This window comes from Marinoscillum furvescens DSM 4134 (assembly GCF_003386095.1).
GTDB classification, from domain to species: domain Bacteria; phylum Bacteroidota; class Bacteroidia; order Cytophagales; family Cyclobacteriaceae; genus Marinoscillum; species Marinoscillum furvescens.
Genome location: NZ_QREG01000011.1, coordinates 97,643 through 123,478, shown reverse-complemented (window position 1 = coordinate 123,478; position 25,836 = coordinate 97,643). Strand labels below are relative to the sequence as shown.

General features: G+C 43.0%; 20 protein-coding genes. 8 read left to right on the top strand and 12 right to left on the bottom strand.

Going from position 1 to position 25,836, the window contains the following annotated elements:
• The first annotated feature begins 112 nt into the window (after positions 1 to 112).
• The 4 genes from C7460_RS12675 to C7460_RS12660 are packed head-to-tail and all read left to right on the top strand — an operon-like array spanning position 113 to position 4,189.
• Positions 113 to 2,083 carry an OPT family oligopeptide transporter gene (locus tag C7460_RS12675; RefSeq protein WP_170147998.1) on the top strand — a complete coding sequence of 657 codons (1,971 nt, stop codon included), beginning with the start codon at positions 113 to 115 and terminating at the stop codon, positions 2,081 to 2,083.
• A gap of 3 nt (positions 2,084 to 2,086) precedes the next feature.
• Positions 2,087 to 3,598, top strand: a complete 1,512-nt coding sequence (locus C7460_RS12670; RefSeq protein WP_115868480.1) for a sodium-dependent transporter — start codon at positions 2,087 to 2,089, stop codon at positions 3,596 to 3,598.
• Positions 3,595 to 3,699, top strand: coding sequence for a MetS family NSS transporter small subunit (locus tag C7460_RS12665; RefSeq protein ID WP_115868479.1), 105 nt, complete (start codon positions 3,595 to 3,597; stop codon positions 3,697 to 3,699). The genes C7460_RS12670 and C7460_RS12665 overlap by 4 nt, the downstream gene beginning before the upstream one ends.
• A gap of 1 nt (position 3,700) precedes the next feature.
• Entirely contained in the window at positions 3,701 to 4,189 is a 489-nt protein-coding gene (locus tag C7460_RS12660; protein WP_115868478.1) for a pyrophosphohydrolase domain-containing protein, read from the top strand.
• Between the two features lie 245 nt (positions 4,190 to 4,434).
• Here the strand turns inward: C7460_RS12660 and C7460_RS12655 are convergent, their stop codons facing one another.
• On the bottom strand, positions 4,435 to 4,896 hold the full coding sequence (locus tag C7460_RS12655; RefSeq protein ID WP_115868477.1) for a hypothetical protein: 462 nt from the start codon (positions 4,894 to 4,896) through the stop codon (positions 4,435 to 4,437).
• Between the two features lie 128 nt (positions 4,897 to 5,024).
• Between C7460_RS12655 and ffh the strand changes: the two genes are divergently transcribed.
• Positions 5,025 to 6,344 (top strand): signal recognition particle protein, encoded by a 1,320-nt coding sequence (ffh, locus tag C7460_RS12650; RefSeq protein ID WP_115868476.1) that lies wholly within the window; start codon positions 5,025 to 5,027, stop codon positions 6,342 to 6,344.
• A 151-nt stretch (positions 6,345 to 6,495) separates the two neighbouring features.
• Here ffh and C7460_RS12645 read toward each other — a convergent pair whose 3' ends face one another.
• Both C7460_RS12645 and C7460_RS12640 read right to left on the bottom strand, forming a co-directional pair.
• Positions 6,496 to 7,473, bottom strand: a complete 978-nt coding sequence (locus C7460_RS12645) for a pyruvate dehydrogenase complex E1 component subunit beta (RefSeq protein WP_115868475.1) — start codon at positions 7,471 to 7,473, stop codon at positions 6,496 to 6,498.
• A gap of 109 nt (positions 7,474 to 7,582) precedes the next feature.
• Entirely contained in the window at positions 7,583 to 9,373 is a 1,791-nt protein-coding gene (locus C7460_RS12640; protein ID WP_115868548.1) for a tetratricopeptide repeat protein, read from the bottom strand.
• A gap of 144 nt (positions 9,374 to 9,517) precedes the next feature.
• Between C7460_RS12640 and C7460_RS12635 the strand changes: the two genes are divergently transcribed.
• A complete protein-coding gene (locus C7460_RS12635) occupies positions 9,518 to 9,736 on the top strand; it encodes a PspC domain-containing protein (protein ID WP_115868474.1) in 219 nt (72 codons plus the stop codon).
• Here the strand turns inward: C7460_RS12635 and C7460_RS12630 are convergent.
• The 4 genes from C7460_RS12630 to hisS form a co-directional block, all read right to left on the bottom strand.
• Positions 9,720 to 10,718 carry a glycosyltransferase family 2 protein gene (locus C7460_RS12630; RefSeq protein ID WP_115868473.1) on the bottom strand — a complete coding sequence of 333 codons (999 nt, stop codon included), beginning with the start codon at positions 10,716 to 10,718 and terminating at the stop codon, positions 9,720 to 9,722. The genes C7460_RS12635 and C7460_RS12630 overlap by 17 nt on opposite strands.
• Positions 10,718 to 11,050 carry a YbaB/EbfC family nucleoid-associated protein gene (locus tag C7460_RS12625; protein WP_115868472.1) on the bottom strand — a complete coding sequence of 111 codons (333 nt, stop codon included), beginning with the start codon at positions 11,048 to 11,050 and terminating at the stop codon, positions 10,718 to 10,720. Before C7460_RS12625 ends, C7460_RS12630 begins: the two co-directional genes overlap by 1 nt.
• A gap of 16 nt (positions 11,051 to 11,066) precedes the next feature.
• Entirely contained in the window at positions 11,067 to 12,623 is a 1,557-nt protein-coding gene (locus C7460_RS12620) for a gliding motility-associated C-terminal domain-containing protein (RefSeq protein ID WP_115868471.1), read from the bottom strand.
• Between the two features lie 96 nt (positions 12,624 to 12,719).
• Positions 12,720 to 14,075, bottom strand: coding sequence for a histidine--tRNA ligase (gene hisS / locus C7460_RS12615; RefSeq protein WP_115868470.1), 1,356 nt, complete (start codon positions 14,073 to 14,075; stop codon positions 12,720 to 12,722).
• A 68-nt stretch (positions 14,076 to 14,143) separates the two neighbouring features.
• Between hisS and C7460_RS12610 the strand changes: the two genes are divergently transcribed.
• On the top strand, positions 14,144 to 14,461 hold the full coding sequence (locus C7460_RS12610) for a hypothetical protein (protein ID WP_115868469.1): 318 nt from the start codon (positions 14,144 to 14,146) through the stop codon (positions 14,459 to 14,461).
• Positions 14,462 to 14,514: 53 nt separating this feature from the next.
• Here the strand turns inward: C7460_RS12610 and C7460_RS12605 are convergent, their stop codons facing one another.
• The 3 genes from C7460_RS12605 to C7460_RS12595 form a co-directional block, all read right to left on the bottom strand.
• Positions 14,515 to 15,081, bottom strand: a complete 567-nt coding sequence (locus tag C7460_RS12605; protein ID WP_221409516.1) for a YdcF family protein — start codon at positions 15,079 to 15,081, stop codon at positions 14,515 to 14,517.
• 212 nt (positions 15,082 to 15,293) lie between these two features.
• Positions 15,294 to 18,278, bottom strand: a complete 2,985-nt coding sequence (locus C7460_RS12600) for an ATP-binding cassette domain-containing protein (RefSeq protein ID WP_115868467.1) — start codon at positions 18,276 to 18,278, stop codon at positions 15,294 to 15,296.
• A gap of 93 nt (positions 18,279 to 18,371) precedes the next feature.
• Positions 18,372 to 19,283, bottom strand: a complete 912-nt coding sequence (locus tag C7460_RS12595) for a hypothetical protein (RefSeq protein WP_115868466.1) — start codon at positions 19,281 to 19,283, stop codon at positions 18,372 to 18,374.
• 109 nt (positions 19,284 to 19,392) lie between these two features.
• Between C7460_RS12595 and C7460_RS12590 the strand changes: the two genes are divergently transcribed.
• Positions 19,393 to 19,599: a hypothetical protein gene (locus tag C7460_RS12590; RefSeq protein WP_115868547.1), complete on the top strand. Its 207-nt coding sequence runs from the start codon at positions 19,393 to 19,395 to the stop codon at positions 19,597 to 19,599.
• On the opposite strand, the gene C7460_RS12585 is transcribed toward C7460_RS12590, so the two are convergent.
• Positions 19,591 to 21,066: a glutamate synthase subunit beta gene (locus C7460_RS12585; protein ID WP_115868465.1), complete on the bottom strand. Its 1,476-nt coding sequence runs from the start codon at positions 21,064 to 21,066 to the stop codon at positions 19,591 to 19,593. The genes C7460_RS12590 and C7460_RS12585 overlap by 9 nt on opposite strands.
• Positions 21,066 to 25,544, bottom strand: coding sequence for a glutamate synthase large subunit (gene gltB / locus C7460_RS12580; protein ID WP_115868464.1), 4,479 nt, complete (start codon positions 25,542 to 25,544; stop codon positions 21,066 to 21,068). The genes C7460_RS12585 and gltB overlap by 1 nt, the downstream gene beginning before the upstream one ends.
• Positions 25,545 to 25,836 lie beyond the last annotated feature (292 nt).

The window sequence follows — 25,836 nt, the reverse complement described above, 5'->3', positions numbered from 1 at the left end:
ATTACTATAAAAAGCCACGACCAGAACAGGTCGTGGCTTTTTTGTTTTTAATGGCTAAATCCACATTTTTGTTGGATACCAAAATTGAACCCTAACATTATCCCATATCAGTATGCACAAACCTCACATCAGTCCTGAGACTCGTCTCAACGAACTGACCTTACGGTCCATCCTAATTGGAGCACTGCTATCTGTAGTGCTCGGAGCTGCCAACGCTTATTTTGGCTTGTTTTCAGGACTAACAGTCTCGGCTTCCATTCCAGCAGCGGTCATTTCCATGGCTATTTTGAAAGCCTTTAAAAACTCCAATATTCTGGAAAACAACATGGTGCAAACAGCTGCCTCTGCAGGAGAGTCACTCGCGGCTGGAGTAATTTTCACTATTCCTGCTCTTGTGATTATGGGGTATTGGCAAGAGTTTAATTACGTAGAAACTACGCTAATATCTATTTGTGGAGGTGTATTGGGGGTGTTGTTTACCATACCACTACGCCAGGCCCTGATCGTCAAGGAAAAGTTGATGTTTCCAGAAGGTATAGCTACGGCTGAGGTCCTGAAGACAGGTGAAAAAGGAGGTAAATCCGTAAAGCATCTAGTGTACGGAAGTTTAATAGGCGGGGTTTTTAAGTTTGGCTCGGAGGCTTTAAACCTGTGGCATGGCATTTTTGAAAAAGCAACAGTAGTTCAGCAGAAGGCTTATTTGTACTTTAGTCTTAACCTTTCGCCGGCTTTGGTAGCCGTAGGGTATATCGTAGGTCTCAATATCAGCACCCTGGTTTTCATGGGTGGAGTCATTACCTGGTGGATAGCAATTCCAGCCTATGTGGGCATGAATGGCTTCGATGCAGTGGCCCAAGAACTGGTGAATGCAGGAAAATTTGTGTCCGTAGAAGGCGTTACAGCGGAGGCTCTGGGTGGAGCGCTTTGGAGCGTGAAGATGCGCTATCTGGGCGTAGGTGCTATGATTGTCGGAGGCCTGTGGGCGCTGCTAAGCTTGCGCAGTGCATTGGTTACAGCATTTACATCAGGAGTAAAAGCGTTTAAAGAAGGCTCAAAGAAACTCTCAGAAACCTTACGTACCGATCTGGACACGCCAATGTCATGGGTTTTGATCGGAATCGGAGTGATGATTGTGCCTGTGTTTTTCATCTACCTTACCATTATTCAAGACGTACCCGTCACACTTTTTATGGCTGTTTTGATGGTGGTGGCTGGGTTTCTCTTTTCAGCTGTGGCAGGCTACATGGCTGGCCTTGTAGGCAGTAGCAACAACCCCATTAGCGGTGTTACCATTGCTACGATTTTAAGTACAGCTTTACTGCTTCTTTTATTGTTAGGAGGTTCTGACCCTGGTAGAGGTGCTGCAGGAGCTATTCTTGTAGGAGCGGTGGTATGCTGTGCTGCTGCTATCGCTGGAGACAACATGCAGGATTTAAAAGCTGGCTATGTACTTGGTGCCACACCAAGAAATCAGCAGGTGATGCAAATGATAGGAGTAGTGGCGGGAGCACTGCTAATCGCTCCGGTGCTTAATTTGCTACTGGAGTCTAAAGGTATTGGAAGCCCTACTGCAGAACATCCTAATCCACTGACAGCCCCGCAGGCTACATTAATGATGAGTGTAGCTACAGGTATATTTGGAGGTGAACTTCCGTGGACCATCATTACGATAGGTGGCTGTCTGGGTGTAGTGATCATCATTGCTGACCAATACCTCAAATCGATCAATTCTAATTTTAGAATGCCAGTGTTGGCAGTGGCTGTCGGGCTATATCTTCCCTTTGAACTGGATTCTTCCATATTCATAGGAGGGGTCATCGCCTGGATGATTGACCGTAGTTTTAGAAAAAACAATATTACAGGCGAGCCAGCTGATAAAGCAAACAATGCCGGTTTGCTGATCGCTTCTGGACTTATCACAGGCGAAGCGTTGATGGGTATTTTAATTGCACTGCTGGCTACTTTTGGACTGAACCTACAGCTGGGAGCAGAACCCCTGGGAGGCAGTCTGGTTGGGCTGGGCATACTAGGGCTCATTCTGGTCTATCTGTATAGAGCAGTCATCCAACAATCGAGAAAATAAGGCATGCAGAAACACGAAGAATTTAGTAACCGGTGGGGCATTATTCTGGCCTCACTCGGTATGGCCATTGGTGCGGGTAACTTGTGGCGATTTCCGCGTCTTGCAGGCCAATATGGTGGGAGCTTTATTATCCTTTGGATCCTATTTCTATTTATCTGGTCTATACCGTTACTACTTGCAGAGTTTTCCATTGGGAAAAAGTTCAAAAGTGGGGTTATTGGCAGCTTTGGAAAACTCGTGGGGTCAAAACTCACCTGGATGGGTTTTTTTATTACCGTCTGCACATTAGGCATTGCTTTTTACTACTCAGTAGTTACGGCCTGGTCGCTAGAGTATCTGGGGATTTCGATTGGCAACCTGATCAATGGCCTCAGTGGTGGGGTGTCGCTCGGTGAGCGCTTGAGCAACAACCCGGAATACTTACAGGAGCAGTGGGCATTGCTTTCCAATCAAAACTTACTTACAATCGCCTTGTATGCCCTGGTAGTAGGGTTGGGTGTTTTTGTGGTGAGCAGGGGAGTGAAGGGTGGCTTGGAGAAGGCCAACAAAGTTTTAATTCCCAGTTTGTTTGTACTGCTGCTTATTGTGGCAGTAGCAGCCTTACTTATGCCGGATGGGGTAAAAGGGCTGGAATACATGTTTACGATAGACCCTAAAAACTTATCTAACCCAACCATTTGGATAGAAGCGCTATCCCAGTCGGCATGGAGTACAGGGGCTGGATGGGGGCTGATGATAACTATTTCATCCTATTCCAGATCAAAAGAAGATATTACACTCAATACCTTTATTGGTGCCTTTGGGAATAATACAGCCTCTATTTTGGCTGGTATGGCCATACTGCCAGCGGTTTTTGCATTGGCAAGTTCAGAGCAAGCGGCCATAGCTTCATTACAGTCAGGCAGTCAGGCACTGACTTTCACAATTATTCCAGAACTTTTTGCTACGCTGCCCGGCGGAGGTTTTTTGGCTGTGGTCTTCTTTTTAGCACTTACGCTCGCTGCTTTTAGTTCTTTCTTGCCAATGCTTGAGCTGCTAAAAACCAACCTGGTTCGCACGAACCTAACACAGCGAGGAATCATTGTGGTGATGGTTTTGGTGTTTATTCTATTTGGGTTTCCATCAGCTTACTCCTTAGATTATTTTAGTAATCAGGATTGGGTCTGGGGACTCGGCCTGATAGTAAGTGGTGTATTTATTGCCATAGCTACAGCGGTGTATGGCCCTAATCGTTTTAAAACGGAATTGATGGATATTGATTCGGATTTTAAAGTATCAGGGTGGTACTTTAGTGCTGCTATCTATCTAAACATTGTGATGGGTGTGGGAATTATTTACTGGTGGATGTCGCAAGGCTATAGCCAAAACCCATGGTTTGATGAAAATGGTGCCTGGAACTGGTGGGATGTGTATAGTAATGCCACTATCACTACGCAATGGGGAACTGTCCTATTGCTGGGGATACTACTAAATAGCCTGTTGTACAGACAATTTGTCCAAAAAGAAAAACGATGAGTGTATCTTCTATTATCAGTATGTTGGCGATTATTGCAGTGGTGCTGGGAGGTTTTCTATACTTTCTGACCAAAGCAATTAAAAAAGAAAAGGAAAAATAGCATGGACAAAATCGATTCATTGAATCAAGTAGCAGAATTTCATAAAACGTTTAAACACCCTATCGAGCCATCTCCGGTGATACCTGCGAAGGAGCGATGTGAGTTGCGCGTATCGCTTATTGCCGAGGAGCTGAAAGAATTACAGGAAGCTATCACCAATAATGATTTGGTAGAAGTAGCCGACGCACTTTGTGATATCCAATATGTGCTTTCAGGAGCAGTCCTGGAATTTGGCTTAGGGGAAAAATTTGTGGAGCTCTTCAATGAAGTGCAGCGCTCCAATATGAGCAAAGCATGTGTTTCGAAAGAGGAAGCTGAAAAAACAGTAGCGCATTATCGCGAACACAAAAACACGGAAGCTTACATCGTAGAGGAAGATGGTAAATTTTTAGTTTACCGAAAGGGGGACAATAAGACCCTTAAATCTATCAACTATTCACCGGCTAATTTGGAGTCTATTATAAACCAGGAATCAATAGCGAAATCGTAGAGGTTAAGCTGCTTTGAATATCCATGAGGTTATTCAGAGTTTTCTCGTCACATCCTAAGCCAAACATAATGATGGCGTAGATAGAAAGAGAAGTCAATAGTTGGATTAGCGGCTTGTTCTTCATCTTAGAAAGTCTGAATTATTTTGCTAAATTATAAATAATTTATTGATCTATGGATCAAAATAGCAAAATAATTCAGTCTATGGTGCAAATCCTGTATTTTAAGGGTTGATTGCCTTGTGTATTATTGGTCTATAGAAACCATGTATACATTGGCGTTGGGCTCACCGTCATCTTCATAGGCTACCAACATACCATCATCCATAAGCCAGTAATCATCTACATCCATATCAAAGTGGTCTGTGTCTTTTATGTATAGTCTACCATTTTTAATGCTCCATTCAGAGTACTCAATTTCCCGCTCGCCAAATGCCTCTACGGCTATTTTTAGTTCGCCATCAGGGCGAAAATCCATGTAGATTTCTATTTCTTCTAGTATTCCGGATACAAGACCAGAAACTGAACTGAGAATAACTTTGCCTAGTAAGCTTTCTTCAGAAGCTTCTTCTTCAGCATCTTTTAAAGCGTCTTCTACGTCAATAATTAGTTTCCAAGTTCCTATAACCTCTTTTTCCTTCACCTTATGCTGGGCTTGAGTAGTGGTGGCTAGTGAGGCAACTAGAATAATCAATAAGATCCTTTTCATGAGTTCGATGTTTTTGTTGTATTATGTATTGCAAGGTACTGCATAATGTATCATACTGAAAATCGAATACTTTAGTTACAGTAAATAGATGTTTATTAGTTTTGCAGCTAGGAAAAAGACACGATCGAATGTTTGATAATCTTAGTGTAAAGCTCGACCGGGCTTTTAAAACCCTGAAAGGTCAGGGAAGTATTACAGAAGTAAACGTTGCATCTACCATAAAGGAAATCAGACGAGCGCTGATAGATGCTGATGTCAACTATAAAGTAGCCAAAGAAGTGACCGACTCCATCAAGGAAAAGGCACTTGGGCGAGATGTATTGATAGCTGTTTCTCCTGGTCAGTTGCTCACCAAAATAGTAGCTGAAGAGCTTACCTTGCTCATGGGTGAGACTAATGTCCCTATGGATCAGACAGGGAATCCCAATACCATATTGATTGCCGGATTGCAAGGTTCGGGTAAAACCACTTTTAGTGGAAAACTCGCCAATATGCTAAAGAAGCAAGGACGTACCGTATTGTTGGCTGCATGTGATGTTTACCGCCCTGCAGCGATAGATCAGCTGAAGGTGCTGGGTGAGCAGATAGGTGTTGAGGTATACACAGAACCCGATGAAAAGAACCCTGTGAAAATAGCTAAGAACGCTATTAAATATGCGAAGGAGCAGGGTAAAAAGTCTCTGATCATTGATACAGCTGGACGACTTGCTGTGGATGAGGAAATGATGCAGGAGATTTCTGCAATTAAAAAGGAAATCAATCCTTCAGAGACCTTATTTGTGGTGGACTCTATGACAGGACAAGATGCTGTAAATACTGCAGCTGTCTTCAATGAGCGTTTAGATTTTGACGGAGTAGTCCTCACCAAGCTCGATGGTGACACTCGGGGTGGAGCAGCGCTTTCTATACGCAAGGAGGTCACTAAGCCTATCAAGTTTATCAGTACTGGTGAAAAGATGGATGCCATCGATCTTTTCCACCCTGACCGTATGGCAAAGCGAATCCTCGGTATGGGTGATGTACTATCACTTGTAGAAAAGGCTCAGCAAAATTTCGATCAGGAAGAAGCCCGCAGAATCAATAAGAAAATCAAAAAGAATCAGTTTGGTTTTGATGATTTTCTGTCACAGATGGAGCAAATCAAGAAGATGGGTAACATCAAAGATTTGCTGGGCATGGTACCTGGTGTAGGAAAGGCCATTAAAGACATAGATATAGACGATGATTCTCTGAAGCCTATTGAGGCGATAATCAAGTCAATGACCCCTGATGAGCGTGAAAACCCTGACCTGATCAATGGCTCTAGGCGTCAGCGCATAGCTAAGGGTAGTGGTACCTCTGTGAATCAGGTGAATCAATTGCTGAAGCAATTCCAGCAGATGCGTAAAATGATGAAAACAATGAATAAGATGGGAGGTGCAAAAGCACTTTCTAACCTGATGCGCTAAAAGAATAAGTTCATTCTATTAAACGACAAAGGCTAGAGACTCTCTAGCCTTTTTTTGTGCCTCATGAGGCTGCAGATTAAAATTAAACCATAAAAAAAGAGGTGCATACTGAGCACCTCTTTCTCTAAAGCAAATATCTTAGGATAGCTTATTATCTGTAGCAAACAGCGTTTATTGCCTCTACTGTACGCTTTACATTTGGAAGTATCTCCTCGATCAAGGTAGGAGCATACGGCAATGGCAAGTCTCTGTTATTTACCTTATGCACTGGTGCATCCAGGAAGTCAAATGCATATCGCTGGATGTGGTGGCTGATTTCTGTTGCAATTGATGAAAGTGGCCAAGCCTCTTCTACCACTACAAGTCTATTGGTTTTCTTTACAGACTCTACGATAGCAGCATAGTCAATAGGACGAACAGTACGGAGGTCAATCACCTCTGCGCTCACGCCTTCTTTTTCCATTTCAGCAGCGGCTTCATTCGCTACTTTCATCATTTTACCAAATGAAACCAGTGTAACGTCACTACCTTCTTTGACTAGTTTCGCTTCACCAATGGGGATGAGGTACTCTTCTTCAGGAACCTCTCCTTTATCACCATACATGAGCTCAGACTCCATAAAGATTACAGGGTCATTGTCACGGATGGAGGTTTTTAGTAGACCTTTAGCATCGTATGGATTAGAAGGTACTACCACCTTCAATCCTGGAGTATTGGCATACCAGTTTTCAAAGTTTTGTGAGTGTTGTGAACTGAGCATTCCGGCATTACCGGTAGGGCCACGAAATACGATAGGCACGTTAAACTGACCCCCAGACATGGACATCATTTTAGCAGCACCATTGATCACCTGATCGATAGCAACAAGAGAGAAGTTGAAAGTCATGAACTCTACGATAGGACGGAGGCCATTCATAGCTGCACCTACTCCCAAACCACCAAAACCCAACTCTGCGATGGGTGTATCAATCACGCGATCAGGACCAAACTCGTCGAGCATTCCCTGACTCACCTTGTAAGCACCATTGTATTCAGCGACTTCTTCTCCCATCAAAAAGACTTTCTCGTCTTTTCTCATTTCTTCGCTCATCGCTTCACCAAGTGCTTGTCTAAATTGTATTTCTCGCATGATTTATTCGTTGATTTTAAAGCCCTGCTAAATTAAAAGATTAGGGCGATATAAATAAAAAAAGCTCTCCAAAATGGAGAGCTTTTCCTTATAAAATTCTCTTTGATCCTTATTTCACCGCTTTTGCTACTGCATCAGCGTAGTTTGTAAACTCAAGGTCGTTGAGCGCTTTGTCCTTCAGTGAAGGATCTTTCTCAACTGCTGCTTTCAGGCTGCTTGTTACGTCTGCAGCATTGTTTTCACGAGCTGAAGCCACAGCAATCAGGTAGTGTGCCTGAGCACCTACTTTTTCGCTGCTAGTAACATTTCCTAAAGTTGATTTTGCAGCACTGTACTCGCCACCTAGAAGGTGAGCAAGACCGTGATCAAAAGTAACTATATCACTTTTTGCAGAAGATGCAAATGAAGCGCGAGCTTCTTCGTATTGACCGTTCATCACCTGGATGGAACCTTTCATTCCTTTTACATTAGAAGATGTGGTGTTAGAAGGAGATGCAGTTTCTGCAGTTTTAAGGGCATCCATTGCTTTAGCATAGTCAGCTTGCATCAAATATGCAGCACCGAGGTTAGCATTTACAATTGCAGATTTGCTCTTATTAGCAGCGATTTCAAGTTGTGTGATTGCATCCTGAACAAGTCCAGTTTTTGCTGATCCTTCAGCTTTTTTCGCTTTGTCAAGGTAAACAGCCGCAAGGTTGTTGTGAGCTACCCAGCTACCAGATTTTGTAGCTGCTTTGTAGATAGCTTCTTTCTCATCCAGTGAAGGAGTAAGTGTAGCTGAGAAAAGGAACTCCTCAGTAGAAAGTGTATCTGCATCTACATCACCGTTTACGATCTGCTTAGAAAGTACAGCAATCTGTGCATTAGATTTCTTCTCCTTAACTGTAAGGATTTCAGTTTTTGCAGTACGCAATCCAGGATATACTTCTTTCAAAAGTTTGTCGTAAACAGGAAGCTTCTGTAGTTCATCTTCTTTTTCTTCGAAAGATCCGTTTCCGTTTACAATTCTAAGCACTTTGTCTTTTGCACTTTGCTCGATACCATCGTACTCAGCAAGGGCTGTTTTAAAGCTGCTCCAGTCTTCTACTACTGGCTTCAAGATAAACTTGATAGAGTCAGCCATGCCTTTGTAATCGTATCTTCTCATCTGCTTTCTGTAGAAGTTTTCGATTGTTTCAGCACGATTTTCAGCAAGACTGCTATTTACTCTTTCAGGACCTTCTGGAGAGTGAGTACCAGTGATGGTTACAGTTCTGGTTACGTTTTTCTCAGCGATAAAAGCAGCAAGGTTGTTGCTTTTTGTTCTGTTTGAAGAGCCTTCGATGCTCAAAGAAGGGTTTAAACGAGATAGCCCCTGCTCGAAGTAGAAGTTTACTCGTGTAGGGATCAATTCTTCTTTGTCGTTGTACCCGTGATCAGCATACGTGCTGAAAACTACAGGCTTAGCAAAACGGCTTGTCATTACAAGACCTTTAGCTACCTCCATACGAGGCGTAGTTTTAGACTTTCCAGATCTTGGATCGCTAGCTACTCCTTCTACATAAAGCGTTCCAGGATTCATGCCTTCCTGATAAGGGAAAGTCATTTGAGAAGATTTTCTGGATGTAGAAGAACTGCTAGAAGGGAAGTCCTCAGCTTTGAACTCGATAGATCCTACCTCAACCTCTTGGTCGCCATATTGATAGATGGTGTTGATAGTGTATACTTTACCAGTTGGGAGCATTTTAGGAGGTAAAACCGCTGATAGTTCGAAAGGAACCGTGCTTCCATGTACTTCTAGTGGATTAGGGTCTACCTGCAAATCTTGGTCTGAGGCAAGCTTAATCATTTTGCTTAGCGCACAGCCAGAAAAAATCATTGCTCCAGCAACGAATGCTATAGCAAAATTAACTTTTTTCATTTGGATCATTTTTTTGAATTTTCAGTAACAATAATGGTCAATACCTAAATGTTGAATGCAATAATACGGAAATTTAAACATTCTTCGTAATGCATGAATAACAAATGTAATTGGCTTTTGTTATCTTTGGTGACATCTTAATCGATGGTTTTTATGCAGGAGTTTTTTGAAAAATATGCTTTCGGTGTATGTACTCGTCTCGGGGAGAAACTTCGCATCCCTACCTCGAGTATTCGGTTATTTTTCATTTACACCTCTTTCCTTACGTTTGGATCCCCTGTGGTCATCTATCTCGCTCTTGCTTTTGTGATGAACTTTCGGAAGATGCTCAGAAGACGGGATAATTCTATTTGGTATTACTAAGGTCTGAGTATTTTTTCTTTCCCTGGAGATAGTATGCTGTCAAAATACTGTTAGTTGGCCTGGGAGATGGGGTTGACCTGTTTTCATTCTGAATGCTTGTTTTCCACCTTGAAAGCGCATCTTTGTGCGCAGTGAATACCGCCTTGAAGTGCGCAAAAGATTGGTCATTCCAAAATTTTATGCCTGCGATTAGGTCCAGCACTATTCGGAAGGGTAATTTCCACCAAAGCTGGTTCTTAGGTAAGTTTTTGATGAGTAAGGTGAGCCCGTTTCGAAAGTTTAAATAAGTTTTTCTCGGGCTGGTTTTGTTGAGCGTTCCTCCACCTACATGATACACAGTTGCCTGGGGCACACAGGCCAATTGATATCCTTGGCTGCGCATTCGCCAGCAAAAATCAATCTCTTCCATGTGAGCAAAGAAAGAAGCATCAAACCCCGAGAGTGCATGAAACACCTCCGATCTAACCATAAAACATGCCCCTGTAGCCCAAAAAACATCACAGATCGAGTCATATTGACCTGTGTCTTGCTCCAAAGTATCGAATATGCGCCCCCTACAGAATGGATAACCAAGCGAATCCAAAAACCCTCCAGCCGCGCCGGCATATTCAAAATGTGACTTATTGTATATGTCGTTGATTTTTGGCTGAACGGCTCCATAAGTGGGGTTTTCATCCAGAAAACGCACCATCGGAACAAGCCAGTTGCTGGTAACTTCTATGTCACTATTGAGAAGTAGGAAGTACTCAGCCTCTATCTGATTGAGCGCTTCGTTATACCCCCCAGCATAACCATAATTTTCTGAAAGTTTAAGAACTTCTACCTCAGGAAAATTCTCCAAAACTGCTAAAGAGTCATCTGTGCTGGCATTATCAGCAACTATAATCTTTGCCTCCGAAGAATGAAGGATTAAGGTTGGTAAAAATCTTTTGAGGTAATCCTGTCCATTCCAATTCAGAATTACTACGGCGGTTTTAACCATCAAACCATATTGTTTAAGTCAAAACCAGGAATGTTAGGCATCATGCCTTCTGTGGCTTTTTTCATATGGGCTTTGGCTTCCTGGTCGATATCAGTAAGAGCCTTATTAACCGCTGCGATCACCAGATCTCGCATCATTTCTGCATCGTCAGTGCTTACAATGGATGGATCTATTTCCAGTGAAATGAGTTCTTTTTGTCCGTTCACGGTAGCTTTTACCATGCCGGCACCAGATTCTGCTGTTGTGGTGATGTCTTTGAGTCCCTCTTGTGCTTTCTTCATGTTCTCTTGCACTTCCTTGAGTTTCCCCATCATTTTCATCATATCAAACATAAGCCTTCCAATTTTTTCAGTTTCTAATGAGCGCAAAAGTACCAACTTGCGTTTTAAGTTTCCCGCTTTGCAGCTTAAACCTAAGTTCGTACAAATAAGTGCCAGATGGCATTAGTTCTTTGCCTATTCGTCCGTTCCAAACCGGGTTTTGGTTAGAAGTGTGAACGACAGCACCCCAGCGGTTATAAATGGAGATCTCAAATTCTGGAGTAGGCAGGCCAAAGAGCTCAAGCCAGTCATTCATGCCATTGCCGTCGGGCGAAAAGGCTTTTGGGACAAACACGATGGTTTCAAATGTTGTGGTCACCGCGTTGGAGTAGCTACAGATTGAATCGTAACAGTATCTGGTTCGCAGGTGAATCACTTCACCGAGGCCTGAAGGAAGCTCCAGATTATCCTGATAATCCATAACAACCGACTGGGAGCTGTCTGCACTGTAAAGCAGCAATTCTTTTTTGGCCGTACCCAGCTGATTGATAGGGTCTTTAGATGAAAGACTGACATTGTTTCCTTCATAGCTCCGATCTACTAACCGAAGTGTGGGGGCAGCAATGACCATGCTATCCAGAGCATTGTCACAGGTGTCTAGTAGATGCAGTCTGTAAAAATACTGTCTGGAAAAGGAGGGAGGGCTATCGCGAAATGGTCCGTTAGTAGATGTGAGGTGATTAAAAGCGTTTTGACTGGCGCCTCTTCCTATATCCACTTTTCTAGAAGTGCTGAGCTCAGGGATAGCTAAAAGGATTTGATTGTCTTGCACAGACGCATAAATGTTTTGAAAACTATCAGAAGATGTAGGCGAATACAGACATATTTCTTGCTCAATCACTGTGGAGGCGTCACAAGCGTTGAGCTGGGCAATGGTCACACACAGGCTATCACTATCGAATGAGGGGAGCTTTAGCTGCATTTCAATTGATAAATACCCCGTATAGAGGTTTTGAGTATTGAGTGAGTTGGTTGCTACTGCGATCGAGTATTTGGCAAGTGGAAGAAAATTCGTAGGCTGTAATATCAAGTGCGATTGATTTAGACAGCCTGGAGCTATGAGTGCTCTGCTGAATGACAACTCTGACTGTGTGCCTAGATTTACACTGATGCTCGTATCATCACATGTTGCAAATGATTGATCCCTTAACCCCTTAATATAAATCTTCCCAGAGGAGCTGCTGAAGTCATACTGCACGGTATTCGGGAGTCGAGTGGTTAGGGAGTCACGATCGTTGAAAACGATGAGGTATTCATCATAAAATTCGTCTTGAAGCTCCAGAGAAATGGCAGACTGGCTGCATTGGTAAATTTCATATTGTGGGGGAGTGCTGTCCACCACTTCAAAAGTTAATGTGTCCGTTTTAGGGACTATATCCCGCCCAATTACCTGCACAATTTCATATATCCCGGGCTCAGAGTAAGTATAAAATGTATCGGATGTTTCTACCTGTCCTGATTCATAAAAATACTGACGACTAACATCCCCAAAGCTATCAGTACTGGTGATGTGTATGGTAACGGGTGCACAGCCTTCAGGAAAGTCAATAGCAAAGCGGCCCAACTGACTTGAGTGCTGGGCCACTGTGGTATGTAGTTGTAGGCAAACGAATATGACTAATATAATCCGCAAACGAGCGTATGGTTTATTATTAGCTAACGTAAAAAACGAGCAATAATTTTAGCTGAGTAGCTGGATTAATTGCTCTATGGTATAAGATGCTTGCTCACCACTCACCATGTTTTTTACCCCATATTGCTGTTTTTCAATTTCTTCCGTACCGATAACCAGCACATGAGGAATGGCCTTTTTGTCTGCATAGTTAAACTGCTTTTTCAGTTTTGCCTGGTCGGGATATATCTCAACCTGAATCCCCGAACTACGCAGTTTTTGGAGTAAGCTCAATCCATGTTTGAAACAATCTTCATCAAGGTGCGCTATGAGAAGGTCAACTGATTTGGTAAGGTGATCAGGGAAAAGTCCTTTTTCTTCTAAAACATCATAAATTCGATCCAGACCGAATGAGATGCCAACACCAGAAATCCCCTTGAGCCCAAACACTCCAGTGAGGTTGTCATATCTACCTCCACCGGTGATACTGCCAATTTTCACATCAGTAGCTTTTACTTCGAAGATAATGCCTGTGTAGTAGGAGAGGCCTCGAGCCAGGCTAAGGTCTAATTCTACTTTTAGCGGAGTGCTCGAATGAGCACTCAGAAACTCAAAATATTGTTGAACTTCTTCAGTTCCTCGGTTTTTACCAATGAGTTTTTCAAATGCATCCACCTTGTCTGATGCCGATGCAGTAGAGTGAAACAACCCAACTACATCTTGAAGTTTTGTCTCGTCTGCTCCTAAAGCTATCAGTTCTTCATTTACTTTTTCTTCGCCTATTTTATCGAGTTTATCTATTGTCACACAAAAGGGCATTTCTTTACCTGCAAGCCCAATGAAACGAGCCATTTCCATGAGCAGTTCACGGTGATTGATCTTCAAGACAAACCCATCGTACTGGAGGTTGGCATATACTTCGTGCAGCATCAGCGTAAGTTCTGCTTCATTCCAAAGTGAATCAGAACCCACGATATCGGCATCACATTGATAAAACTCGCGATATCTGCCTTTTTGCGGTCTATCCGCTCGCCATACAGGCTGTATCTGAAAACGTTTAAAAGGAAATGTAATGTCGTTTTGGTTTTGCACCACGAATCTGGCAAAGGGCACAGTGAGGTCGTAACGCAACCCTTTCTCCGCTATTTTAGGTAGTAGAGCACCGCTTCCCGCTTGATAATCCTGTTCGGATGTTTTTTTAAGATAATCTCCGGAATTCAGGATTTTAAAAAGCAGTTGATCACCTTCGTCACCGTACTTTCCGGTGAGTACGGAGAGCTGTTCCATTGCCGGCGTTTCTATTTGGCTAAATCCATATTTGATGAAACTCTTACGGATGGTATCAATGATATATGAGCGCTTGGCCGACTGAACGGGTCCAAAATCGCGTGTTCCTTTCGGTATAGATGGTTTTGAAGTTGCCATATATTTGTTTTGGACAAAACTAACTAATCCTCTAAATTTGCACCTCGTTTAATAGAAATGATCAGAAAATGGCTGTTACAAGATTAGAAAGAAAAGGTAGAAGAAATAAGACAAGAGCTAAGAACCGCGTAAATACAATCAAGAAATTGAATGCGGTACCTACCATCAAGAATGTAGATGTAGAAGAGATCAAGAAAAGCTTCGAAAAGCCTGCCAAAAAAGCAGCTCCTAAGAAGGAGGCAAAAGCTGAAGAAGCAAAGGCTGAAGCTCCTGCAAAAGAAGAAAAGAAAACAAAGGCAAAAGCAGCTCCTAAAGCAGAAGCTAAAAAGGAAGAAAAGCCTAAGAAAGCAGCAGCCAAAAAAACAGAGAAGAAAGACGAAGAATAATTCGTTTACCTCTTATATACATTTGAAATACCCGGCCTTGGTCGGGTATTTTTTTATGTGTACCCTAGAAGCTTGTAGGCGATTATTCCCACCCATTCATGCAGAAGCTTATACCAGATAATCAATCCTTCCACATTTGGAACGACAATAGCTGGAGACCACAATAGCTTACCTGCCTGATAGTCTACAGGATAGGGAATCACTTCAAAGCCCTGCTTTTGAAAACATTTTACTGCTCTGTACATGTGTGTAGCAGATGTAACCAAAATTATGGGTCTGTTATCGATGCCTCTTGCCTTTAGCATATTCTTTGTGTGAACGACATTCTCATGAGTGTTGCGTGAGAGGGTGTCTGCTAAAAGTGCAGCTGAGGCTACACCACTGGCCAGGAAAAAGTCAATAAGCTGCGTGCTTTCCTTTTCATCGTTGTAAATGAGCTCCCCTGAACCGCCAGATAACAGGATGCTTTTTGTAATTCCCTGATGGTAAAGCATTAGTGCCTCGGTCACTCGATCTGCACTTTCATTTAAATGCATTTGATCACTTATCCCCATATTGGTTTTATTGGCGCCTCCCAGTACTACTGTCACATCGGTCAGAGGCAAGTGATCTTTTGGCACTGGTGGATATTCACTTTTCCTGAGTACCAAGTGTAGGATGAGCGGGTTAGTAAACACAAACAGGAGAAATATACCCATCAAGCCAAATAGCTTCTTCCAAAGAGCTGATTTAGCCCACCAGGAAAGCAGCCAAAGTAGAATGATCCAAAGAATAGGATTGAGTAGTAAACCTAAGATTTTAGATAAAATGAAAGCCACGAGTAACTAAGCGACTAGTTTACGATTTTTTTCAACCAATCAAAATACAATGCCACGAACAGGAATATGGACATGAGCCAAATCACCGTGACATTAAAATAAAGGGTGTCTATATACATACCTGCAAAGTGTTTTTGCGGCTGATAGAATTGTGCTCTTACGTCCAATACATGGTCTGGGAATTCTGGATCATGGTAAATAGGATAAAGTTTTTGCACCAATTCATTGTTGTGCTCCAGTATGCGGTGAGCAGTGGCCACATTTTTAACCAGTTGCGCTACGGCTTCATTGTGATGGTCTTGCTTGAGCTCATTAAAAACCTGTCTTTGTTCAGGACTACTTGTAAGTTCTTTGAGTTTCGACTGCTTCGTTGAATTGGCTTTTTTAAACCTGAGGTTGTAGTAGGTGACCAATTTGCCTAAAAACTCTTTGGTGTCATCAAACAGCTCATCTGACCAGTTGCTCAAAGTCAGCTGATCAACCTGAGGAAATTTATCGTACCCAATTTTGCTGAGTTCTTTGTTTAGTTCATTGCGAAGGGTGGTGAGTTTATAGGCAATGATTTCGCGTTCTTCTTCTGAAGCACCTGCAATGTTGTGATGAATGTATTCCAGGTCATCCTCCAGGCGAGGGAAGGTATAAACTGTTTTAAACTCACTCTCAGCCATTTGTTTGTCTTGAGGATAAAACATAGCATTGAATGCATTGGACTTAAACTGGTGTACAGCTAGCGCTTCAAATGCCCACCGAGAGGCCATGACTTCACCTATCATAGGTACTTTGTCTTCTGTAGTAATCGATGGGTTTAGTTTGTCAAAGTTTACCACTACGCCACTAAGTATGAGTTGAGGTATGACAAGGAGTGGAATAAGAATGTATACCGTAACTGCAGACTTGAAAGCAGCGGAGATGTTAAGACCCAGTAAGTTGGCAAAACATGATGTACTAAAAAGCACTAACCAAAAAGGAAGAAACATGCCTTTTATTTCGAGAATCCAGTGACCGAGAGCCAGATAAGTAGCTGTTTGAAAAGCTGATATCGAAAACAGTATGATCAACTTGGAATAGAGGTAACTAGACCTGCTCAAGTGCAAAAACGCTTCTCTTTTGAGTATTTTCCGATCCTTAATGATTTCTTCTGCACTTACTGTGAGTCCCATAAAAAGGGAAACGATCACACTCATGAAGAAAAACACAGGAATGTTCAGGTTTTCTGAAAAGTGATAAGTGGTGGTGTCTTCGGGCATGTACCGAATGATAAAAGCGAGCAGAAGCGCAAGAATAGGAGCTTCTAGCAGATTGATCAGTAGGTACTGCTTGTTGCTTAGTTTGCTTTTTAGGTCTCTAATGGTAAAAATACCGAGTTGCTTCAGGTGGCTCGGCAGATGTAAAGTCTTGTGCGGTATTACGTCTGTTTCCTTGATTTTCGGAAGCTTAATTTTCTCCTTGAAGTGGGCATACCATTGTTCTGGAGAGGTTTTTCGTTCTTTGGTAAAGTTTCCAAACTCATTGATCACCTTCGATTCAATGATATTAAAAATTTGTTCGGGGTTTGCTGTGCGTGACTGGTCCACCATCTTTACGATCTGCTTGAAATAAGAGATTCCTTCGATAGGGTTTCCATAATAGACCTGATAGCCCCCAACATCCAAAACGATCAGTTTATCGAACATTTTGAAAATGTCTTCGGAGGGCTGATGGATCACAACAAATACCATTTTGCCCTTCAGCGAAAGTTCTTTGAGCAGGTCCATAATGTTTTCCGAATCCCGAGAGGAGAGGCCGCTTGTGGGCTCATCCACATACAATAGACTAGGTTCGCGAAGTAGTTCGAGACCAATATTTAATCGTTTTCGTTGACCTCCCGATATGGTCTTTTCCAGCGGAGAGCCCACCTTCAAATGACGCGTTTCGTACAGGCCAAGTGATTCCAGGGTTTTGTTGACAAGCTCACTTATTTCGTCGCCAGACAAGTCTTTAAAGCACAGCTTAGCGGCATAGTACAGGTTGTCGAAAACTGTAAGCTCTTCTATTAGTAGATCATCTTGTGGGACATAACCAATCACACCGTCAATTTTCTTGGGGCTGACATGTATATCTACTCCATTGACCCGCACACTGCCTTCGGAGGGCTTGTCATTGCCATTCAGGACATTGAGTAGGGTAGACTTACCTGCACCACTACCACCCATAAGCGCTATAAGCTGGCCACCTTCTTCCTGAATATTGATGTTTCTGAGGCCAATGTTTCCATTTTTGAATTTAAATGAAACCTGATCTGCCACGAATGTTAGGTGGTGTTCGGCGGCTATTGACCGAAATCTGTTAACAATTTCACTATGATAAAGAGGATCAGATGACTCAAATTTAATGCTGCTACCTGACGCCAAATTATAGATGCGGTTTGTACGCATTGGTATTTCATTGAGCACAGGATTGTGCTCGCCCACATACTTAGCCAGGTACACTTCTTCATTGGGAATGCGAAGAATCAGTATGAATCCGTCGAACTCCGGCCGAATGATTCGTTGGCATTTTTCGGGGATTTGATAATTGCCGTCATCTACAATCATCAGGTTGCGGGAGCTTATCTTGCTACGTTCCTGAAAAATGACAAAAGCTTTGATCAGATCTGTGAGACGCTTGTCAATATTTAAATGGTCTGAAATCAAGTAAAGCAGCTCATTTTCTCGCTCTGAGATACGACCATCAGCATTGATCACAATGATGAGGTTCAGGATAATAATGATCTTCTGTTGGGAGGTTTGCTCCTGATTGATCCTCATGCATATCTCAGAGATATGTGCAGCTTCGTCTCCAGGGCTATGGGCATTGGCAGTAAGTTCATCAAAAAGAGAAAGAAACCTGATGGAGGAGTCTTGAGTTAAATTGTCTTCCAAAAAATTCTGGATGGAAGCACGCTCATCAGCAGTAACTTCGTCCTCTTTGGCCACTATGGCCAATAGCTCAACTATAGCTCTTAATATTTCTTCACTCATGATCTGGCGACGATATTAGGTGTGTCTAAAACTACAAAAAGCATTGGAGAACCAATGCTTTTTGATATAGTTAAGATAGGTTGTATAAAATGCTTATTTGTATTCCACGATATCTCTGCGTACCCGTTTTACCTCTTTAGTAATATCCAGTAGCATATCTTGGGTCAATACAAAGTTTCCTGTGTTTTCAGAGATTTTCTCTTCGATCTCCGCCAGGTCTCCATCGTAGAGAATTCGCAAGATATTGAGCTCGGCTATCATTTTAGCGATGATATCGTCTTGTGGAAGGTCTTTGAGCATAGCGATCACATCCAATAAAGGTTTTTTCTGATCCAATACCACTTTTACCATAGGCTCAAGAATGAGGTTTCTGTTTTCTTCATCCAGCACATCTGTAGGGTAAGTTTCTATCACACGTACTGCCAGGTGTAGGCCCTCTACAAAACTGCCTGTCAGCACTAATGCTGCCATCGTAGCGCGATCTGCATTTTCTAGCTTGCTTTCAGCTTCGATTATCGCCTCACTCAGGATTTTATTCAGGCTGTCGGCATTGTTCAGGTTATTTTGGAATTTTTCAATAGTGGCCACATTAAACACTGAAGCAACACCCAGGCTTTCTGCCAGCTTTTGACAACTTTCCATGTAGTTAGTGGCTTCTTCTATCTTATTGTAGGAGATAAGGTACCCCATATCGGTAGCATATACACCTAAATTAAGGGCTGCTTCATCTTCGTTGGTTTGATACTGGGGTAACTTTTCTAATGAATTGATGAGCTCTGCATTGTAATCTGCTCCGGTAGCTTGCAGCAAATACGGGACCTCAGTTGGTGAAGGTAAATCATGGATCACCTGATCCATATCCGAAACGATTTTTTTCTCAGCTTCAGAGAAGGCCACTTCATCAGCCTCCGCCTTGGCTTTCTCGCTAGAGGAGCTACCTCCACAAGAAGAAAAAAATATGGCAACCGGAAAAAGTAAAGCAAAAGCGCGTAACGAATTGTTCATTTTAAACGAGGGTTAGGTTTAAGTACTCTCAATTTTAATGCTTTTTTGGGTTGCATTGAAATTTAGTGTAGATAATTTCGCCCAACGAATAAGAAAAGAACAAATAGGAATGAAAGGATTGGCTTACAATAATCTAAGAGCAGGAAAACAATATTGGCTGCTCAATTACGGGGAGCGGTATGAATTCGAAATCCTGGAAGTAATGTACCCCCAGGATTTCAAACTTAAAGATCTCAATACGCTCGAGCACTTTCACATGTCGGATATTACACGCTACGGTACTGGCGAGGATTTTGAAATACGTGAATTACGCTAATTGGTAAAACGATTCTGATTTAGAAGGAAGCTTAGAGCTGCCCATGATAAACTGATCAACAGCGCGAGCGGCTTCACGGCCTTCGGAGATCGCCCAAACTACGAGCGACTGACCTCTGCGCATATCTCCAGCTGCAAAGACTCCTTTTTCACTTGTTGCATAATTGTCAGCTTTCACATTGCCGCGCTGATCCAAATCCACTCCGAGCTGATCGATCATTCCTTCTTTTTGAGGGTGCACAAATCCTGCAGCAATCAGAGCAAGCTCACATGGAATCACACGGTCCGTACCTCTGATTTCTTCCATGCCATTGTCACCCCACTTGATGTCAACAATCTTTAGCCCTACCAGCTCACCTTTATCATTCCCGATAAACTCTTTAGTAAGGACAGCCCAATCTCTCTGCGCCCCTTCTTCATGAGAGGAAGAAGTTTTGAGCGTCATTGGCCACTCAGGCCAAGGGTTGTTTTGAGCTCTAGATTCTGGTGGTTTTGAAAGCAGTTCAATCTGCGTGATCGACTTGGCACTATGACGGTTGGAAGTACCCACACAGTCAGATCCGGTATCACCGCCACCTATTACAACAACATTTTTGTCAGTAGCAAAAACCTCTGCTTCAAGTTTGTCTCCTTTATGGTTCACCAAAACGTTAGGATTTTCACCAACACGTTTGTTTTGCTGACTTAGGAAATCCATAGCGAAGTGAATGCCCTTCAGATCTCTGCCCGGCAATGGTAGATCTCTTGGGACCGTAGATCCTCCACAAAGAAGTACTGCATCGTACTGATCCTGAAGGTCTTTCACGGGAATATCTACACCAATATTGCAATTGGTTTTAAAGGTGATGCCTTCTTCTTCCATTACTTTGAGTCTGCGGTCTATTGTCCACTTCTCTAGTTTGAAATCTGGAATTCCAAATCGCAGCAATCCACCGATTCTGTCTGCTCTTTCATAAACAGTGACGTTGTGACCGGCACGATTGAGCTGAGCTGCAGCTGCCAGTCCGGCAGGACCGGAGCCAACCACTGCTACAGATTTGCCTGTGCGGTGCTCTGGTGGGTTGGCCTTGATCAGACCTCTTTCCCAAGCCTCTTCTGCTATGGACTTTTCGATGTGCTCTATGGCTACAGGGTCCTTATTGATCCCCAGCACACATGAGCCTTCACACGGAGCAGGGCAGATGCGCCCTGTAAACTCCGGAAAGTTATTCGTAGAAGAAAGGATTTTGTAAGCATTGGCCCAATCCTGCTTGAATACAGCATCATTGAAGTCAGGTATTTGGTTGCCCAGTGGACAGCCATTGTGGCAAAATGGGATGCCACAATCCATGCAACGTGCTGCTTGCTTATTTGTCTTTTCTTCTGCAAAGGGCTCGTAGATTTCCTTGTAATCTTCAATCCTTTGTTTAGGATCCCTTGACTTGGGAAGTTCTCTGTCGTATTTTAAAAAACCGTCTACTGCTCCCATTATGCTACTTTTTCTTTAATTTTTCTTTCTTCTAAAACTCTTTTCAAATCATTCGGCATCACTTTCACAAAGTACTGCTGCATGTGATCCCAATCATCCAGGATGTTGGCCGCCAGGCTACTTCCTGTAAGCTCAGCATGTGTGCTTATTTCTTGTTTGATATAGCTCAGGTCTTCTTCGTCCATAGGGTCGAGGTTGACCATTTCCATGTTGAGCTTGTCTTTGAATGATTCATTGGTATCAAGTATGTAGGCAATTCCACCACTCATACCCGCTGCGAAGTTGTTTCCGGTCTCACCGAGAATAATCACGCGACCTCCGGTCATATACTCGCATCCGTGATCCCCAACACCTTCTACTACGGCTTCTACTCCGGAGTTTCTTACACAGAACCGCTCTCCAGCCTGTCCATTGATGTAAGCCTTTCCACTGGTAGCACCATAGAAGGCTACGTTTCCAATGATGATGTTTTGTTCAGGCTTGAACGTAGCCACTTCTGGAGCTTTCACTACAAGCTGTCCACCAGAAAGGCCTTTTCCACAGTAATCATTGGCTTCACCTTCCAGATAGAAGTGAACTCCTGGTGCCAGGAATGTGCCAAAGCTTTGACCAGCAGAACCTTTGAAGCCTACTTTGAATGGAGTGCCTTCTACACCTTTGCTGCCGTACTTCTTCGAAACTTCATGCGAGAGCATAGCTCCAACAGATCGGTCGATGTTGATGATCTTGTACGTTTTGTCGTTTTCTCCTTTTTTGAGGTAATCACGCACCAGCTTGGTGTCCAATACTTTCTCCAATTCATGGTTCTGATCGATCTGATGGTGTTTTCCAAAAGACGATGGTACCTGCATTTGATGAAGGATAGGAGAGAAGTCGATGTTTTGCATCTTCCAGTGGTCCAGGTCCGGCTTCACTTTGAGTACGTCTGAATGACCCACCATCTCATTGATAGTGCGGAAGCCTAACTCAGCCATGATTTCGCGCATTTCTTCGGCTATGAACGTAAAGAAATTAACGACGTGATCAGGGTTTCCTGTAAAGAGTTTTCTGAGCTCTGGTTTTTGAGTAGCAATTCCTACCGGACAAGTATTCAAGTGACACTTACGCATCATGATACAACCCTCAACAATGAGAGCGGTAGTACTAAAGCCATATTCCTCAGCACCTAGTAGGGTAGCTACTGCTACATCTCTTCCAGTCATCAGCTTACCATCTGTCTGCACTACTACTCGAGATCTGAGGTTGTTTTTCAGAAGCGTCTGATGTGCTTCAGAAAGTCCCATTTCCCATGGAAGACCTGCATGACGAATAGATGATAGTGGTGATGCTCCCGTACCTCCGTCTGCACCTGATATCAGAATTACATCGGCTTTAGCTTTAGCTACACCAGAAGCAATCGTACCTACACCTGCTTCAGACACTAGCTTCACGTTGATACGTGCATGTCTGTTGGCATTTTTCAAGTCATAAATTAACTGCTTCAGATCTTCGATAGAGTAGATGTCGTGGTGAGGTGGAGGAGAGATAAGTCCTACACCTGGAGTAGAGTGACGTACTTTTGCTATCCACTCATCTACTTTGTGACCTGGAAGCTGACCACCTTCACCTGGCTTGGCTCCCTGAGCAATTTTAATTTGTATTTCTTCAGCTTCTTTGAGGTAATTGCTCGTTACGCCGAAACGTCCGGAAGCTACCTGTTTGATGGCTGAGCGTTCCCAGTCGCCATTTGGTTTGCGTTGGAAACGGATTTCGTCTTCTCCACCTTCTCCACTGTTACTCTTTCCACCTATGCGGTTCATAGCGATCGCCAGCGTAGAGTGAGCTTCGTGTGAGATGGACCCAAACGACATGGCACCTGTAGCGAAGCGTTTCATGATATTGCTAGCAGGCTCTACTTCCTCTAATGGCACCGGGGTGCGTTTTTTAAAGTTGAAGAGGCTACGAATCGTAAGGTTTTTCGCCTCGTGCTCCTGCACTGCTTTGGAGTACTGCTTAAAGAGTTTGTAATCTCCCAGGGAAGTAGACTTCTGCAACAAGTGGATGGTTTCCGGATTGAGCAGGTGAGCTTCACCATTGCGCTTCCATTGAAAATACCCACCGACTTCTAGTAGGTTGTTGTCCGTACCAAACCCTGCGTGGTGCTTGATTAGACATTCTTTTTCCAGATCGTCGAAGGTGAGTCCATCTAATCGACTAACTGTGCCTTTAAAACACTTGTTGACTATTTCAGACCCAAGCCCCACACACTCAAAAATCTGAGCGGACTGATAAGACTGAAGGGTGGATATTCCCATTTTAGAGAGGATTTTCAATAATCCTCCGCCTACTCCTGTGGTATATCTTTCGAAGTATTCGGTTACAGGCTTATCGTTATCCAGTTTACCTTCTTCATATTGATCTTCAAGAACTTCGTAAACTTTAAAAGGATATATTGCACTAGCACCGTATCCCACTACTGTCGCAAAATGGTGCGTTTCCCACACATCACCAGCTTCGGCTATTAGCCCTGCTTCTGTTCGCAAGTTTTTAGCTACGAGATGTTGGTGTACTCCACCCACACTCAAGAGTGTAGGTAGTGGTACGCGTTTATCACCAATATTTCTATTAGAGATGATAAGGATCGTTTTGCCTTCTCCTACAGCTTTTTCAGCATCTGCACATACCTTATCCAATGCTGTTTTTAGGTTCACCTCACTTGGATCGTACGTAGCGTCCAAAATAGCATAGTCAAACCCGATAGCTTTTTGGTTGGTGAGCTTATAAAAATCCTCACGTGAAAGCACAGGCTGAGAGATATGAATCTGACGGGTGTGCTCAGGCGTTTCATCCAATATGTTTAGCGACTTACCTACACGAGTGAATAGTGACATCACCAATCGCTCACGAATCGGGTCGATAGGAGGGTTACTTACCTGAGCAAAGTATTGCTTGAAGTAATTGGAAATATGCTGGCTCTGACGAGAAAGTACAGCAAGAGGCGCATCAGCTCCCATAGAACCTACAGGATCCTTGGCCTGAGCAGCCATAGGTACTATAGTTTCTTTAAGGTCTTCTTGTGTATACCCGTAGGCTTTGAGTTGCCTTTTGAGCAGAGACTTTTCTGTTTTTTCTTCCTTCACTTCAGGGTCTGGAAGCAATCGAAGCTTGATACGCTCTTTTTTGATCCAGTCAAAGTAAGGTTTGTTTTCAACAATGCTCTTTTTGATTTCATCATCTTTAACGAGCTTGTTATTGGGCAGGTCCAGCCAAAGCATTTTGCCTGGCTGTAGTCTGCCATTTTCCACTACATTTTCTGGCTTGATCTGGATGGCACCTGTTTCAGACGCCATTATCAGCCTATTGTCTTTAGTGACTGTATATCGAACAGGACGGAGACCATTTCTGTCAAGGGTAGCACCTAGTTGTTTACCATTAGTAAAGAAGAGGGCTGCAGGGCCATCCCACGGCTCCATAAGTGATGCATGGTATTTGTAGAATGCCTTTTTCAATGGATCCATGAAGGAGTTGTCTTGCCAAGCCTCAGGCACGAGCATCATCATGACGTGAGGTAGTGATCTTCCTCCGAGCACGAGGAGTTCGATCAATGCATCCAGGTTTGCCGAATCTGAGTTTTTAGGATTCGTAACGGGTAGCAGCCATTTCAATTCCTTCTCAGAGAAAAGAGGCGAGTTCATATTTGCCTCTTTAGATTTCATTTTGTTTACGTTACCTCGAATGGTGTTGATTTCACCATTGTGAGCGAGGTAGCGGAAGGGTTGGGCAAGCTTCCAGTTTGGAAATGTGTTGGTCGAAAACCTAGAGTGAACAATCGCAAAGACAGATTTGAAATTCTTGTTTTGCAAATCGTGGTAATACTCTTCGAGTTGATCAGTTTTTAGCTGACCTTTATAAATGACTGTACGAGAAGAGAGGCTACAAACATAAAAATCACCATTTTCACCTTCTACGTTACTTTTGATTTCATGCGTGGCGTAGTTGCTCAGCACAAACAGCTTACGCTCCAGCTCCTCTTCAGTGAGTCCCTCTTTGGGTTCTACGAAAAGCTGTTCGATGTAAGGTTCAGCAGCTTTGGATTCATGACCAGGTACTTGTTCGTTTACAGGCACCAATCGGTAGCCTATCAGTCCCAGGTCAAGGTCTTTAATACATTTATTTAGGATGCGTCTACATTCTTCCCTGAGCTGATAGTTCTTAGGGAAAAATAACATACCCACACCATAGGCTCCTTTTTCAGGAAGTGTGATGGCGAAGTTTTCCAACTCAGCCTTAAAAAACTGATGAGGAATCTGGACCAAGATTCCAGCTCCATCACCTGTATTTTCGTCACTGCCTGTGCCACCCCGGTGCTCCATGTTTTTCAGCATGGTTAGGGCATCCTTTACGTTTTTGTGGGATTCTTTATTGTTGATGTCTGCTACACATCCAACGCCACAAGAATCGTGCTCTAACTCTTTGGTATACAGTCCTTTATTCGACATTAATAATTTCATTTAGTTGTTAAACCAACCTCAAAAATACTGAAAGAGAGGCGCTAAGAGAAATAAAAGTTCTTAAAACAGCTTCCTTACCGAACAATATTTCAAAATTGCCAATGGTTTACTGGTTTGATTGAATGATTTCAAAATTCACAAAAAATAGCCAATATAAAATGTTAATTTTTTAATGAAATGAAATTTTACTGTAATATTTGTTATTTGGTGTGTGATAGGTTGCAATTTGTAATGTTAAAACATGGCCTATCTCCGAGATAGCCCACATTTTATGAATGAT

Coding starts and splice junctions, on each gene's coding strand:
- C7460_RS12675 (WP_170147998.1), top strand. CDS start 113: ATGCACAAACCTCACATCAGTCCTGAGACTCGTCTCAACGAACTGACC.
- C7460_RS12665 (WP_115868479.1), top strand. CDS start 3,595: ATGAGTGTATCTTCTATTATCAGTATGTTGGCGATTATTGCAGTGGTG.
- C7460_RS12595 (WP_115868466.1), bottom strand. CDS start 19,283: ATGAACAATTCGTTACGCGCTTTTGCTTTACTTTTTCCGGTTGCCATA.
- C7460_RS12585 (WP_115868465.1), bottom strand. CDS start 21,066: ATGGGAGCAGTAGACGGTTTTTTAAAATACGACAGAGAACTTCCCAAG.
- C7460_RS12600 (WP_115868467.1), bottom strand. CDS start 18,278: ATGAGTGAAGAAATATTAAGAGCTATAGTTGAGCTATTGGCCATAGTG.
- C7460_RS12630 (WP_115868473.1), bottom strand. CDS start 10,718: ATGGTTAAAACCGCCGTAGTAATTCTGAATTGGAATGGACAGGATTAC.
- C7460_RS12655 (WP_115868477.1), bottom strand. CDS start 4,896: ATGAAAAGGATCTTATTGATTATTCTAGTTGCCTCACTAGCCACCACT.
- C7460_RS12590 (WP_115868547.1), top strand. CDS start 19,393: ATGAAAGGATTGGCTTACAATAATCTAAGAGCAGGAAAACAATATTGG.
- C7460_RS12640 (WP_115868548.1), bottom strand. CDS start 9,373: ATGAAAAAAGTTAATTTTGCTATAGCATTCGTTGCTGGAGCAATGATT.
- C7460_RS12635 (WP_115868474.1), top strand. CDS start 9,518: ATGGTTTTTATGCAGGAGTTTTTTGAAAAATATGCTTTCGGTGTATGT.
- C7460_RS12610 (WP_115868469.1), top strand. CDS start 14,144: ATGGCTGTTACAAGATTAGAAAGAAAAGGTAGAAGAAATAAGACAAGA.
- C7460_RS12660 (WP_115868478.1), top strand. CDS start 3,701: ATGGACAAAATCGATTCATTGAATCAAGTAGCAGAATTTCATAAAACG.
- gltB (WP_115868464.1), bottom strand. CDS start 25,544: ATGTCGAATAAAGGACTGTATACCAAAGAGTTAGAGCACGATTCTTGT.
- ffh (WP_115868476.1), top strand. CDS start 5,025: ATGTTTGATAATCTTAGTGTAAAGCTCGACCGGGCTTTTAAAACCCTG.
- C7460_RS12625 (WP_115868472.1), bottom strand. CDS start 11,050: ATGTTTGATATGATGAAAATGATGGGGAAACTCAAGGAAGTGCAAGAG.
- C7460_RS12670 (WP_115868480.1), top strand. CDS start 2,087: ATGCAGAAACACGAAGAATTTAGTAACCGGTGGGGCATTATTCTGGCC.
- C7460_RS12645 (WP_115868475.1), bottom strand. CDS start 7,473: ATGCGAGAAATACAATTTAGACAAGCACTTGGTGAAGCGATGAGCGAA.
- hisS (WP_115868470.1), bottom strand. CDS start 14,075: ATGGCAACTTCAAAACCATCTATACCGAAAGGAACACGCGATTTTGGA.